This window comes from Xanthobacter sp. NM-25 (assembly GCF_022138605.1).
GTDB lineage: Bacteria > Pseudomonadota > Alphaproteobacteria > Rhizobiales > Xanthobacteraceae > Xanthobacter.
In genome coordinates, this window is the sequence record NZ_JACBFS010000001.1 from 936773 (window position 1) to 949388 (window position 12616).

Annotated in this window: 13 protein-coding genes; 9 read left to right on the top strand and 4 right to left on the bottom strand. The window is 69.8% G+C overall.

Going from position 1 to position 12616, the window contains the following annotated elements:
- The first annotated feature begins 34 nt into the window (after nt 1-34).
- The 4 genes from MEU52_RS04265 to MEU52_RS04280 all read left to right on the top strand — a co-directional run bounded on the left by MEU52_RS04265 (nt 35) and on the right by MEU52_RS04280 (nt 2700).
- Nucleotides 35-832, top strand: a complete 798-nt coding sequence (locus MEU52_RS04265) for a ComF family protein (RefSeq protein WP_238119847.1) — start codon at nt 35-37, stop codon at nt 830-832.
- Nucleotides 833-900: 68 nt separating this feature from the next.
- Entirely contained in the window at nt 901-1155 is a 255-nt protein-coding gene (gene grxC / locus MEU52_RS04270) for a glutaredoxin 3 (protein ID WP_238119846.1), read from the top strand.
- A gap of 181 nt (nt 1156-1336) precedes the next feature.
- A complete protein-coding gene (locus MEU52_RS04275) occupies nt 1337-2218 on the top strand; it encodes a carbon-nitrogen hydrolase family protein (protein WP_238119845.1) in 882 nt (293 codons plus the stop codon).
- Complete coding sequence (locus MEU52_RS04280) at nt 2218-2700, top strand: DUF1178 family protein (RefSeq protein WP_238119844.1); 483 nt, start codon at nt 2218-2220, stop codon at nt 2698-2700. The genes MEU52_RS04275 and MEU52_RS04280 overlap by 1 nt, the downstream gene beginning before the upstream one ends.
- Nucleotides 2701-2769: 69 nt before the next feature.
- Here the strand turns inward: MEU52_RS04280 and rpoH are convergent, their stop codons facing one another.
- Both rpoH and MEU52_RS04290 read right to left on the bottom strand, forming a co-directional pair.
- The gene (gene rpoH, locus MEU52_RS04285; protein WP_238119843.1) at nt 2770-3723 is read right to left on the bottom strand and encodes an RNA polymerase sigma factor RpoH; all 954 of its coding nucleotides are present in this window, start codon (nt 3721-3723) and stop codon (nt 2770-2772) included.
- Between the two features lie 109 nt (nt 3724-3832).
- Nucleotides 3833-4894 carry an RluA family pseudouridine synthase gene (locus MEU52_RS04290; RefSeq protein WP_443265946.1) on the bottom strand — a complete coding sequence of 354 codons (1062 nt, stop codon included), beginning with the start codon at nt 4892-4894 and terminating at the stop codon, nt 3833-3835.
- Nucleotides 4895-4935: 41 nt separating this feature from the next.
- Here MEU52_RS04290 and MEU52_RS04295 point away from each other — a divergent pair, with 41 nt between their 5' ends.
- Complete coding sequence (locus MEU52_RS04295) at nt 4936-5283, top strand: DUF6476 family protein (RefSeq protein WP_238119842.1); 348 nt, start codon at nt 4936-4938, stop codon at nt 5281-5283.
- A gap of 28 nt (nt 5284-5311) precedes the next feature.
- On the opposite strand, the gene MEU52_RS04300 is transcribed toward MEU52_RS04295, so the two are convergent.
- Together MEU52_RS04300 and MEU52_RS04305 are read right to left on the bottom strand one after the other, a co-directional pair.
- Nucleotides 5312-5980 (bottom strand): LON peptidase substrate-binding domain-containing protein, encoded by a 669-nt coding sequence (locus MEU52_RS04300; protein ID WP_238119841.1) that lies wholly within the window; start codon nt 5978-5980, stop codon nt 5312-5314.
- Nucleotides 5981-5990: 10 nt separating this feature from the next.
- Nucleotides 5991-6947 (bottom strand): thioredoxin family protein, encoded by a 957-nt coding sequence (locus MEU52_RS04305; protein WP_238119840.1) that lies wholly within the window; start codon nt 6945-6947, stop codon nt 5991-5993.
- 256 nt (nt 6948-7203) lie between these two features.
- Between MEU52_RS04305 and smc the strand changes: the two genes are divergently transcribed.
- The 4 genes from smc to MEU52_RS04325 all read left to right on the top strand — a co-directional run bounded on the left by smc (nt 7204) and on the right by MEU52_RS04325 (nt 12514).
- The gene (gene smc / locus MEU52_RS04310) at nt 7204-10656 is read left to right on the top strand and encodes a chromosome segregation protein SMC (protein ID WP_238119839.1); all 3453 of its coding nucleotides are present in this window, start codon (nt 7204-7206) and stop codon (nt 10654-10656) included.
- A gap of 158 nt (nt 10657-10814) precedes the next feature.
- On the top strand, nt 10815-11252 hold the full coding sequence (locus tag MEU52_RS04315; protein WP_238119838.1) for an AtpZ/AtpI family protein: 438 nt from the start codon (nt 10815-10817) through the stop codon (nt 11250-11252).
- A 200-nt stretch (nt 11253-11452) separates the two neighbouring features.
- A complete protein-coding gene (locus MEU52_RS04320; RefSeq protein WP_238119837.1) occupies nt 11453-12205 on the top strand; it encodes a F0F1 ATP synthase subunit A in 753 nt (250 codons plus the stop codon).
- 81 nt (nt 12206-12286) lie between these two features.
- On the top strand, nt 12287-12514 hold the full coding sequence (locus MEU52_RS04325; RefSeq protein ID WP_238119836.1) for a F0F1 ATP synthase subunit C: 228 nt from the start codon (nt 12287-12289) through the stop codon (nt 12512-12514).
- The last annotated feature ends 102 nt before the right edge of the window (nt 12515-12616 follow it).

Here is a 12616-nt window from a genome sequence, read left to right on the forward strand (position 1 = left end):
ATCATGGCCCTCAGGCGGTTGTGGGGAGCGGGAGATGGCGGGCGTCGCGGGTCACCTCAGAGCGGCGGGGCTGAGCCTGAAGGGCTGGGGCGCGGGCCTCGGCCGGGGTGTGCTCGGCTTCGCGCTGCCGCCCACCTGCAGCGCCTGCGGCACCGTGGTGGGCGAGGCCGCCGGCCTATGCGGCCCGTGCTGGAGCGGCCTGGCCTTCATCACCCGCCCTTATTGCGAGCGCACCGGCGTGCCGATGGCCGATGCCCTGCCCGACCCCACCCGGCCCGGCGCGCCACTCATCAGCGCCGCGGCCCTGGCCGATCCCCCCGCCTTCGACCGGGCGCGGGCGGCGGTGGAATTCACCGATGTGGCCCGCGGCATGGTCCACAATCTCAAATATGCCGACCGCCTGGAGCTTGCCGGCCCCATGGCGCGGCTGATGGCCCAGGCCGGGCGGGAGCTGATCGCCGAGGCGGACATCATCGTGCCGGTGCCGCTGCATCCGCTGCGGCTGTGGCGGCGGCGCTTCAATCAGGCGGCGCTGCTGGCGCGGCGGCTGGCACCGGCGGAAAGCGTGAAGGTGCGGACCGACCTGCTGCGACGCCGACGCGTCACGACGTCACAGACGCGCCTCAGCCGCACCGAACGCCACGCCAACGTCGCCAGTGCCTTTGCATCGTGCGGCGATGCAGCATCGGTGCTGCCGGGACAGCGGGTGCTGCTGGTGGATGACGTCGCCACCACTGGCGCCACCCTCGATGCCTGCGCCCGCGCCCTGCGCCGGGCGGGCGCCGCCCATGTGGACGCGCTCACCTTCGCGCGGGTTGTCGACTTCGGCTGAAGCCTTATGATACGTCACTTTCGTGACGGTGCTCCCGCCGTCGCGCAGCCCCCTTTCTGTGACGCCCCATGAAGCCCATCGTCATCTACACCAAGAGCTGGTGCCCCTATTGCCATTCCGCCAAGGAATTGCTGCGGCGCAAAGGCTGGACCTTCACCGAGGTGGACGTGACCACCGATCCGGAAGGCCAGCAGGAGATGTCCCGCAAGGCCAACGGACGTACCACAGTGCCCCAGATCTTCATCGGCGACACCCATGTGGGCGGCTGCGACGACCTCTACGCCCTCGACCGCGAGGGGCGGCTGGACACGCTGGCGGCCTGAGCGAGGCCGCTGTGGGCTGTGACAGCCCGCGCCGCTGCGCATAAAATGCCGGTGAAGGAGCGGGCAATTGCCTTGCTCCCCCTGCAAATGGCGCCGGCGCTCTCTATCTCTGGAAAGACAGGGCATCGCGCGCGGTTCACATCACCGCCGCCGGTGGCCCGCCCGAGATGAGAGATGCTGAATGACCTCTCCTGAAACCGCCCAGACCCTGCGCATCGGCCTCGTTCAGATGCGGAGTGGCCGAGACGTCGCCGCCAATCGCGATGCCGCCGCCGCGCTGATCCGCGAGGCGGCGCGCGAGGGCGCGCGCTATGTGCAGACCCCCGAGACCACCAACATCATGGAGCTGGACCGGCCCCGCCTGTTCGAGCAGCTGAAGGAGGAGGCGGACGACGAGACCCTGGCGGCCCTGCGCGAGCTGGCCCGGGACCTGTCCATCCACCTGCACATCGGCTCCCTCGCCCTCAAGGTGGCCGAGGCCAAGGCGGTCAACCGCGGCTTCCTGATCGACCCGGAAGGCGACATCACCGCTCGCTACGACAAGATCCACATGTTCGACGTGGATCTCGGCAATGGCGAGAGCTACCGCGAATCCAGCGCCTACCGTCCCGGCGAGCGGGCGGTGGCGGCGGAGGTGGACCAGATCCCGTTCGGCCTCACCATCTGCTACGACCTGCGCTTCCCCTCGCTCTATCGCGCGCTGGCGGAAGCCGGCGCCAAGGTGCTGACGGTGCCGGCCGCCTTCACCCGCCCCACCGGCGAAGCCCATTGGCATGTCCTGCTGCGCGCCCGCGCCATCGAGAACGGCGCCTATGTGCTGGCCGCCGCCCAGGGCGGCAAGCATGAGAACGGCCGCGAGACCTATGGCCACTCCCTGGTGGTAGACCCATGGGGCCGCGTCATCGCCGAGGGCGGCAGCGATCCCGGCGTGGTGCTGGCGGAAATCGACCTGAAGGAAGTGGCCTCCGCCCGCGCCCGCATCCCCTCCCTCACCAACGGCCGGCGGTTCGAGGTGGCGGAGAGCGTGCCGGTGGGCCGGCTGCATGTGGTCGGGGGCGTGTGATGATCCGCTACACCCTGCAATGCGCAGCGGGGCACCGGTTCGAGAGCTGGTTCCCCTCCTCCTCCAGCTATGAGAGCCAGCGCGAGCGGGGGTTCGTGACCTGCCCGGAATGCGGATCGAGCGCCGTGGACAAGGCCATCATGGCCCCTTCCGTCGCCCGCACCGACCGCCCGCGCGCGCCAGTGCCGACCGAACCGGCCCCCGCGCCGGTGGCCGAGGCCCCGGCTCCGGAGACGCCGCTGCCCGTCATGTCCCAGCCGGAGGCGGAGCTGCGCAGCCTCATGCGCAAGCTCCGCGAGCATGTGGTGAAGACATCGGATTATGTGGGCACCGAGTTCGCCGATCTCGCCCGCAAGATGCACGAGGGCGAGGTGGAGCACCGCGCCATCTATGGGGAAGCCAGCGCCGATGAGGTGAAGGCCCTGCACGAGGACGACATCGAAGTCTTCCCCCTGCCCCTCCTGCCCGAAGACCGCAACTGAGCGACCAGACGCGCGCCGGCACCCTGCCGCAGAACGACCTGCGTTAGCCCCACCGCGGCATGGTGCGCCTCAGAGCGCCGCAGCCGCGGCGGGCTTGCCGGAGCGGCCGCCCTCCGCCTTGCCGCCGGGCAGCGCCGGCGGCTCGCCTTCGGTCTGGCGCATGCGCTCCATCACCGCCTTCTGCACCTTCTCGAAGGCGCGCACCTCGATCTGCCGCACCCGCTCGCGGGAGACGCCGAACTCGGCCGCCAGTTCCTCCAGGGTGATGGGGTCTTCCGACAAGCGGCGCGCCTCGAAGATGCGGCGCTCGCGCTCGTTCAGCACCGAGAGGGCGCCGGCCAGCGCGGTGCGCCGGTTGTCCAGCTCCTCGCTTTCGGCGAGTTGCTCCTCCTGGTCGAGGCGCTCGTCCACCAGCCAGTCCTGCCACTCGCCGCCACCGTCCGCATCCTCGCGGATGGGGGCGTTGAGGGAGGCGTCGCCGGACAGGCGGCGGTTCATGTCCACCACGTCCTGCTCGGAGACGCCGAGCTTGGTGGCGATCTGCTGCACCTGGTCGGGCCGCAGATCCCCATCCTCAAGGGCGGAGATCTGGCTCTTGGCCTTGCGCAGGTTGAAGAACAGCTTCTTCTGCGCCGCCGTGGTGCCCATCTTCACGAGGCTCCACGACCGCAGGATATATTCTTGAATGGAGGCGCGGATCCACCACATGGCATAGGTGGCGAGGCGGAAGCCCTTCTCGGGCTCGAACCTTTTCACCGCCTGCATGAGGCCCACATTGCCTTCGGAGATGACTTCGGAAATGGGCAGGCCATAGCCGCGATAGCCCATGGCGATCTTCGCCACGAGGCGCAGATGGCTCGTCACCAGCTGGTGGGCGGCGTCCCGGTCGCCGTGCTCGCGCCAGCTCTTGGCAAGCATGTATTCCTGCTGCGGCTCCAGCATGGGGAACCGGCGGATTTCCTCGAGATACCGCGTCAGCCCGCCCTCTGCAGAGGGAATGGGCATGCTCTTGGCCTGGGCCATGGATGACGCCTCCTGTTCCAGCAGCCCCCGATCCGGGCGACCGCATGCGGCTGCCTGATGCCCGCCGCAACTCATCATCATACAGAACACAAGACCGGTGGAATAGGTTTCATCCCCTCACGTCGCCGCGAGTGCGCTGCAGCAGCTGAAGCGCGGCCCTGAGCGCCGCGAGGTCCTCCGGCAGCTCGCTCTCAAACGAGAGGTGTTCCCCCGTCACCGGATGGGCAAACCCCAGCCGCGCCGCGTGCAGCGCCTGCCGGCCGAGCCCGGCCAGCAGCTCGCGCGCTTCCGGCGCCAGCCGCGACGCCTTGGTGCGGAAGCCGAGGCCATAGACCTCGTCCCCCATCAGCGGATGGCCCACATGTGCCATATGGACGCGGATCTGATGGGTGCGCCCGGTCTCCAGCCGGCATTCCAGAAGGCTCGCCACCGGCGTGCCGTCGTTGCCCGCATAGGTCTCCAGCACGTGCCAGTGGGTGATGGCGTGCCGCCCACTGGCGCGCACCGCCATCTTCTGGCGATGGGTGGCATGCCGGTCGATGGGCGCATCCACGGTGCCGCGCAGATCGGGCACGCCCCACACGAAGGCGAGATAGGCCCGTTCCAGCGGGCCGGTGCGGCCATGGTCGGCGAACTGGGCGGCCAGGCCCTGGTGCGCCTTGTCGGACTTTGCCACCACCAGCAGGCCGGAGGTGTCCTTGTCGATACGGTGCACGATGCCGGGGCGCTTCACCCCGCCGATGCCGGAGAGGCTGTCGCCGCAATGGTACAGCAGCGCATTCGCCAGCGTGCCGGTGGCATGGCCGGGCGCGGGGTGCACCACTAGGCCAGCCGGCTTGTCGATGACGATGAGGTGGTCATCCTCATAAGCCACATTGAGGGGCAGGTCTTCCGCCACCGGCTCGGCCGGCTCGGGCGCCGGCAGCAGCACGGTAAAGACGTCGCCGGCATTGACCCGTGTCGCTGCGTCGCCTACCACACGCCCGCCGAGCAGCACCCGCCCTTCGCCCACCAGGCGCTGGATGCGGGTGCGGCTGAGATCCGGGGCAAGGCGGGCCAGCACGCGGTCGAGCCGTGCGCCGGCATCCTCCGGCGCCGCCGCCAAAGTGAGCATAGGCTCTTCGGCAGAACTCTCCTCGAGGCTGTCGTCAGCGCTGTCCCGGGCCGTCATAATCGTGTCCGTCTCCTTCGTCCGCCAGCACCAGGTGCGCCATGTTCCACCAGCCGCCCCCGTCCGACACCACCGACCAGCCTCTGACGCCGGATCAGGAGCGGGTGCTCGCCAAGTTCCGCCGCTTCTCCAGCATCTCCATCCTGGTGATGGTGCTGGGGGTGGCCGCCGTGCTGGGCGTGATCGGCTATCGCATGATGCGCACCGCGCCCTTGGCCACCGGCGAGGTCACCGCTTTGTTGCCCAAGGGTGCCAAGATCGCTTCCACCACCGTCTCCGGCGATGTGGTGGTGGTGGTGCTGGATGTGAATGGCGCCACCGAGATCCGCACCTTCGATCTGCGCACCCTGGCGCCCGCCGGCAAGCTGCGCTTCGCCGTGGAGCCGTGAGCGGGGCGCGCCCCGCCCGCTCTCCGGCCTATTGCAGCGAGCCTTCGCCGTCGCCCGGCATGCGCGCCAGCATCATCTGGGTGATGGCCACCAGCATGTCGGCCCGCGCCTTCAGCGTCTCCGCCTCCAGCAGAGCCTGCTTTTCCAGCGAGCCGTAAGGCGACATCACCGACAGGGCGTTGACCAGCGTCTCGGTGCCCGCCTCGCGGATGCCTTCCCAATCGGCTTCCAGCTTGTTGGCGTCGAGGAAGGCGGCCAGCGCATCGAGCAGCGCGGAGCGGTCCACCTCCTTCTCGCCGGCCGGCTGGAAGTCCTGGGTGAAGGCGCCGGGGTCGATCTGCACCTGCCGATAGGGGGTGGTCACCACCAGCTCCTCAGCGATGCGGAACCGGCAGATACCGGTGAGGCTGATGTGATAGCGCCCGTCGCCGGTCTCGCTGAACTCGGTCAGCCGACCGATGCAGCCCACCTTGTACAGGCCCGGCCCCTGCGGCACCGAGGGCAGGGTCTCGTCCGGCTGCACCATGCCGATCAGGCGCGGTCCAGCCAGCACGGCATCCACCATGGCGAGATAGCGGGGCTCGAAGATGTTGAGCGGCAGCTCGGCGCGCGGCAGCAGCAGCGCCCCGGTCAGCGGAAACACGGGAATCACCGGCGGCAGATCCGCCGGTGTCAGATAGGTCTTGTTGGACGCCACAGATCTTTCCTCAGGCGAACATGATCGCCGACAGTTTCTTGCGCCCCTTGAGGGTCAGCGGATCGGCCGGCCCCCAGGCCTCGAAGAATTGCAGCAGCTGCTTGCGGGCGGCATCCTCGTTCCAGGCGCGGTCGCGCTTGACGATGTCGAGCAGGTGGATGAGCGCCTCCTCGCGCCGGCCCCGGCCATTGAGGGCGAGGGCCAGATCGAAGCGGGACTGATGATCGGCCGGGTCCACGTCCACCTTGGCTTCCAGGGTGGCGAGATCGCCCAGGGCCGCCGCCTGCTCGGCCAGGTCCACCGCCGCCCGCGCGGCGGAGATGGCCGGATCGTTCTGCTTCTCGGCCGGCACCGAGGCGAGAATGGCCTTCGCCTGCTCCAGCGCGCCCGCCGCCACCTGGCTGCGCACGAGGCCCGACAGGGCCGGCAGGTTCTCGGGATCCTGGCCCAGCACTGCGGCGAACACTTCCGCCGCGCCGGTCAGGTTCTTTTCCGCCAGCGCCGCCTCGCCCATGGCCAGCATCTCGCCGAGATCGGGGCCCGCGGCGGCGCCGCCGGCGCCGGCCAGCAGCCGGTCCACGAAACCCTTCACCTGGCTCTCCGGGAGCGCGCCCATGAAGCCGTCCACCGGCTGGCCGCCGACGAAGGCATAGACCGTGGGCACCGACTGGATGCCGAGCTTGCCGGGAATGACCGGGTGGTCGTCAATGTTCAGCTTGGCGAGGCGCACCTTGCCCTTGGCCGCGGCCACCACCTTTTCCAGCACCGGGCCGAGGCTCTTGCACGGCCCGCACCAAGGCGCCCAGAAATCCACCAGCACCGGGCGGCGCTTGGATTCCTCCATGACGTCCGTCATGAAGCTCTCGGTGGTGACGTCGATGATGTCGCCACTCGGTGCGGCCGCGGCCTGGCCCGCCGCCCCATTGCCCAGAGGGACGCCCGCGGCGCCCGGCTGATTGAACAGCATATGTCGGTTCCTCGATCCCTGCCCGTGGCCGCGCGGCCCAGCTTCGCCCCCATAGATGGGGCCCTGCCCGCCGCATGCAATCGTTGTCCGTGCCTTCTACCCTTTTCCCCGCGCCAGCGTAAGGCGTCCGCCCCGCAAACCCGGCGGCGATGCCTTCGTCTCGCCACCATTTGACGGGAGCCGCCGCCACTGGCACACCTCTTGCCATGATCCGTTCCATGATCTGCCTCAGGAGACGCGCCGGCGCGCGACGGGCATGAAGTTCGACCGCCTCCGGCTCGTCGGCTTCAAGACCTTCGTCGAGCCCACCGAACTCGTCATCGAACCCGGCCTGACAGGGGTGGTGGGACCGAACGGCTGTGGCAAGTCGAACCTGGTGGAAGCGCTGCGCTGGGTGATGGGGGAAAGCTCCCATAAGGCCATGCGCGCCCAGGACATGGACGACGTCATCTTCTCCGGCACCACCGGCCGGCCCTCGCGGAACACCGCCGAGGTGGCGCTGCACCTCGACAATGCCGATCGCACCGCCCCCGCCGCCTTCAACGAGTGGGAACAGCTGGAGGTGGTGCGGCGAATCGAGCGCGGCTCCGGCTCCGCCTACCGCATCAATGGTCGCGACGTGCGCGCGCGCGACGTCCATCTGCTGTTCGCCGATGCCTCCACCGGCTCGCGCTCGCCGGCGCTGGTGCGCCAGGGGCAGATCGGCGAGATCGTCGGCGCCAAGCCCAACGCCCGCCGCCGCATCCTGGAGGAAGCCGCCGGCGTCGCCGGCCTGCACGCCCGCCGCCACGAGGCGGAAATCCGGCTGAAGGGAGCCGAGCAGAATCTCGCCCGGGTGGAGGATGTCATCATCCAGATGGCCGCCCAGGTGGAGAGCCTGCGCCGCCAGTCGCGACAGACCACCCGCTACAAGGCGCTGGCCGCCGACATCCGGCGCTGCGAGGCCACCTTGCTGTGGCTGCGCTGGGGCGAGGTCACCAGGGCCCTGGCGGAGGCTGAGCAGGCCCTTGCCGCCTCCCAGCGCGACGATGCCGAGCTCACCCGGGTGCAGGCCGAATCGGCCCGGCTCCAGGCGCTGGCAGCCCATGCCTTGCCGCCCTTGCGGCAGGCGGAGGCGGAAGCCGCTGCGACCCTGCAGCGCCTCACCCTCGCCCGCAATGAGCTGGACAAGGAGGAGGCCCGCCTCGCCACCCGCCGCCAGGAGCTGGAGCGCCGCCTGGTGCAGCTGGCCCAGGACCTGGAGCGCGAGCGCGCCCTCTCCGCCGATGCCGAAGGGGTATTGGCGCGGCTCGATGCCGAGGCGGACACCCTGCTGGCCGAGCAGGAGAACGCCGCCGAGGACGAGGCGATTGCCACCGAGCGGCGCGAGGAAGCCGCCGCTCTGCTGGAGGACGCCGAGCGCATCCTGGAGGAGAAGACCGCCCATTTCGCCGATCTCGGCGCCCGCCGCTCCAGCCTTGACCAGAGCGTGCGCGAGATCCGCGACCGGCTGCTGCGCAACGCCGCCGAGCGTGCCTCGGTGGAGGCCGAGGAAGGCCGCCTGAAGCGGGAGGCCGGCACCGACAGTCTGGAGCGGGTGCGGCTCGAGGCGGAGATCGCCCGCGATGCCCTGGCCGAGGCGGAGGAGGCGACCCTTGCCGCCGAGGCCGAGCATGCCGCCACCCGCCACGCGGTGGAGGAGTTGCGCCCGGCCATGGGGGAGGCCGAGAAGCGGTTCGGCCGCCTCGACGCCGAGGTGCGCACCCTCACCAAGCTTCTGCAGGCCTCCGACCACCGCTTCCCGCCCGTCGTCGACCTCCTCACGGTGGACAAGGGCTATGAGACCGCGCTGGGCGCCGCCCTCGGCGACGACCTCGATCTGCCAGTGGACCCCGCCGCCACCGCCCGCTGGGCCGGCAGCGCCTCGCTCCCCGCCGATCCGCTGCTGCCCTTGGGCGCCGAACCCTTGGCGGCGCACGTTTCCGGCGCCCCAGCCCTGGCCCGGCGCCTGGCCCAGGTGGGGATCGTTGCGGCCGAAGACGGCCCGCACATCGCCGGCGAGCTCAAACCCGGCCAGCGCCTCGTCTCCCGCGCCGGCGACCTGTGGCGCTGGGACGGCATGGTCGCCGCCGCCGACGCCCCCACCGCCGCCGCCCGCCGCCTGGCGGAGCGCAACCGGCTCGCCGATCTCGCCGAAGAGGCCGAGCAAGCACTTGCGGTCGTTGAGGAAATGCGGGCCACCCTGGCGGAGCGGGAAGCCGGCCTCAGGGTCGCCGGCGCTGCAGAAACCCAGGCCCGCGAGGCCCGCCGCACCGCCCAGCGCGCCGCCGAAACCGCCCGTTCGGTGCTGGACGCCGCCGAGCGCAAAGCGGCCCAGCACATGGCGCGCCTCGCCGCCATCGCCGAAGCCCGCACCCGCCTGGCCGCGGTGCGGGAAGAGGCGGAGGAACACTTGGCCGAAGCCCAGGCGAGCCTCGCCGCCCTGGACACGCCGCAGATCCTGGAAGCCGAGCTCTCCCGCGCCCGCGCTGAGACCGGCGAGCGCCGCGCCGCACTAGCGGAAGCGCGCGCCGCGGCGGAGGCTTTACGTCGCGATTCGGCCCAGCGCATCAAGCGGTTGGAGGCGATCGCCGGGGAGCGCCGCTCGTGGCAGCAGCGGGCCGGCGGCGCCGGGGAGCGCCTCGCCGCCATCGAGGCACGCGCCGAGGAAGCCCATGCCGAGCTCGCCGACATTGAGGATGCCCCGTCCGAACTGATCCGCCAACGCCGCGCCCTGATGACCGGCCTGGAAGAGGCCGAGGCCGCCCGCCGCACCGCCGCCGACCGCCTGGCCGAAGGCGAGGCGGCCCAGGCCGCCGCCGACAAGGCCGCCCGTGCGGCGATCGAGGCCATGTCCAACTCCCGCGCCGAAGCCGCCCGCGCCGAAGCCCGCCTGGAGGCCGCCCGCCAGCGCCGCGACGACCTGCAGCGCGAGATTTTCGAGGCCCTCGACGGCCCCCCGCAGACCGCCCGCGAGCAGGCCGGTCTAGGGGACGACGCAGCGCTGCCGGATGTCGCCGCCATCGAGGCGGTACTGGACCGGGCCAAGCGCGACCGGGACCGGCTTGGGGCGGTGAATCTGCGCGCCGACGTGGAACTGGAGGAGGCGGACGCCCGCCACACCGGCCTCGTCACCGAACGGGACGACCTGATCGAGGCCATCAAGCGCCTGCGCGGCGCCATCCAGAGCCTCAATCGCGAGGCGCGCGAACGGCTTCAGGCCTCCTTCGTGGTGGTGAACGCGCACTTCAAATCGCTGTTCGACACCCTGTTCGGCGGTGGCGAGGCGGATCTGGTGCTGACCGACGCCGAAGACCCGCTGGAAGCCGGCCTCGACATCATCGCCCGCCCCCCGGGCAAGAAGCCGCAGACCCTCTCCCTGCTGTCCGGCGGCGAGCAGGCGCTGACCGCCATGGCGCTGATCTTCGCCGTGTTCCTCACCAACCCGGCCCCCATCTGCGTGCTGGACGAGGTGGACGCGCCCCTCGACGACGCCAATGTGGAGCGCTTTTGCCTGATGCTGGAGGAGATGACGCGGCGCACCGACACCCGTTTCCTCACCATCACCCACAACCCCATCACCATGGCGCACCAGAACCGGTTGTTCGGCGTCACCATGGCCGAACGCGGTATCTCGCGACTGGTGTCCGTTGACCTTCAGGGAGCCGAGCGCATGCGCGAGGCGGGATAGCCCCCATTCCACGTTGTCGCAGCCACATTTTTTCGATTTTATTTCATAGACTTAAGTAAAATCACCTCCGCCTTGACACCCAATTTTGACACAACTATGGTGCGCCCCGGTTTCATGGGGTAGGGCCTGTGTCCTGCTCCAGAGCCGAGGTCTGTGCCATGTCCGAGCCTGAACATTCTCCAGAAGGAGAGCGCCACCGGGCCGCGGACGCGACGCAGGCGCCCCGGCCGACCGATTCCGAGCTCGGCGCTCGACTGGAGCAGCTCAACTCGTCGTTGAGCCAGGCTCGATCCAAGGGAGCAGCACCCGCGGCCGCACGGCCCGCCGGTGACACCTCCTCCCGGTCGGGCGTCGCTCTCGCCTTCCGCCTGGGCGCGGAGTTCGTGTCGGGCGTGCTGGTGGGGGCGCTCCTCGGCTACGGTTTGGACCGATTGCTGGCGATCACGCCCTGGGGGCTGATCGTCTTCACCTTGGTGGGCTTCGGCGCCGGGGTGCTGAACATGATGCGTGCCGCCGGCGAAGGCCCCAAGCGCGCGTCTCCCGGAACGGCTTCGGCGCCGCCCGCCAAGGGTCGCGACGGCCAGACCGGGAACTGACGCCGCCGCGCGGCAGGGCTGTGGCGGCACGGCATTTGGGCCTTCGGGCCAGAGGGTTTCCTGGCGGCTTTGGCCGCATCAGCTTCACGCGGCTCCGGCCGCACGAGTTTCACGCGGCTCCGGCCGCTCAGTTTGGCGCGGCCTCGGCCGCAATGCATTGACCGCGGCGTCAGCGCCGCATGGCAGGGGGCGCGTTTCGGATGACCGTCGATCCGATCCATCAATTCCAGATCAAGCGCTTTGCGGACCTGCTGAATGTCAGCGGCGTGCAGTTCTCGTTCACGAACTCCGCGATCTTCATGTTCGCCATCGTGGCCATCGTCTTCTTCTTCCTCACCTATGCCACCCGCGGCCGTACCCTGGTGCCGGGCCGGGCGCAGTCGGTGGCGGAGATGGGGTACGAATTCATCGCCAAGATGGTGCGCGATTCGGCGGGCAACGAAGGCATGGTCTTCTTTCCCTTCGTGTTCTCGCTGTTCACCTTCGTGCTGGTGGCGAACATCGTCGGCCTCATCCCCTACACCTTCACGGTGACCGCCCACCTGATCGTCACCGCTGCCCTGGCGCTGCTGGTGATCGGCACGGTCATCGTCTACGGCTTCCTGAAGCACGGCTCGCACTTCCTGCACCTGTTCGTGCCGTCGGGCGTGCCGGCCTTCCTGCTGCCGTTCCTGGTGGTGATCGAGGTCATCTCCTTCCTCTCCCGCCCCATCAGCCTCTCGCTGCGTCTGTTCGCCAACATGCTGGCGGGCCATATCGCCCTGAAGGTGTTCGCCTTCTTCGTGGTGGGCCTGGCTTCGGCCGGCGTGGTCGGGTGGTTCGGCGCGACGCTGCCGTTCTTCATGATCGTGGCGCTCACCGCGCTCGAGCTGCTGGTGGCGGTGCTGCAGGCCTATGTGTTCGCGGTGCTCACCTCGATCTACCTCAACGACGCCATCCACCCCGGCCACTGACGGCCGGGCGCGGTGACGCGCTGATCCGTTCAAGTTTCACCCGTCTCACCAATCCAAACGGTTTTCTCAAGGAGCAGTCCAATGGAAGCGGAAGCTGGAAAGTTCATCGGTGCCGGCCTCGCCTGCCTCGGTATGGGTCTCGCCGGCGTCGGCGTCGGTAACATCTTCGGCAACTTCCTGTCCGGCGCGCTGCGCAACCCGTCGGCCGCCGATGGCCAGTTCGCCCGGGCCTTCATCGGCGCGGCGCTCGCCGAAGGTCTCGGCATCTTCTCGCTCGTCGTGGCGCTCGTTCTGCTGTTCGTGGCCTGATTCAGGCAGGGGCAGGGAGCCTCGCGCCACGGGGCGCGGGGCTTTGGTCTAGTTCAAGTCAGGCGGGCGAGCCATGATGAAGCCGTGGAAGTTTTCTGTCGC

What these genes read in the sequence shown, in the direction of transcription:
- rpoH (WP_238119843.1), bottom strand. Translation starts at nt 3,723, where the DNA reads ATGGCCCAGGCCAAGAGCATGCCCATTCCCTCTGCAGAGGGCGGGCTG.
- MEU52_RS04265 (WP_238119847.1), top strand. Translation starts at nt 35, where the DNA reads ATGGCGGGCGTCGCGGGTCACCTCAGAGCGGCGGGGCTGAGCCTGAAG.
- MEU52_RS04315 (WP_238119838.1), top strand. Translation starts at nt 10,815, where the DNA reads ATGTCCGAGCCTGAACATTCTCCAGAAGGAGAGCGCCACCGGGCCGCG.
- MEU52_RS04275 (WP_238119845.1), top strand. Translation starts at nt 1,337, where the DNA reads ATGACCTCTCCTGAAACCGCCCAGACCCTGCGCATCGGCCTCGTTCAG.
- smc (WP_238119839.1), top strand. Translation starts at nt 7,204, where the DNA reads ATGAAGTTCGACCGCCTCCGGCTCGTCGGCTTCAAGACCTTCGTCGAG.
- MEU52_RS04295 (WP_238119842.1), top strand. Translation starts at nt 4,936, where the DNA reads ATGTTCCACCAGCCGCCCCCGTCCGACACCACCGACCAGCCTCTGACG.
- MEU52_RS04325 (WP_238119836.1), top strand. Translation starts at nt 12,287, where the DNA reads ATGGAAGCGGAAGCTGGAAAGTTCATCGGTGCCGGCCTCGCCTGCCTC.
- MEU52_RS04280 (WP_238119844.1), top strand. Translation starts at nt 2,218, where the DNA reads ATGATCCGCTACACCCTGCAATGCGCAGCGGGGCACCGGTTCGAGAGC.
- MEU52_RS04320 (WP_238119837.1), top strand. Translation starts at nt 11,453, where the DNA reads ATGACCGTCGATCCGATCCATCAATTCCAGATCAAGCGCTTTGCGGAC.
- MEU52_RS04290 (WP_443265946.1), bottom strand. Translation starts at nt 4,894, where the DNA reads ATGACGGCCCGGGACAGCGCTGACGACAGCCTCGAGGAGAGTTCTGCC.
- grxC (WP_238119846.1), top strand. Translation starts at nt 901, where the DNA reads ATGAAGCCCATCGTCATCTACACCAAGAGCTGGTGCCCCTATTGCCAT.
- MEU52_RS04305 (WP_238119840.1), bottom strand. Translation starts at nt 6,947, where the DNA reads ATGCTGTTCAATCAGCCGGGCGCCGCGGGCGTCCCTCTGGGCAATGGG.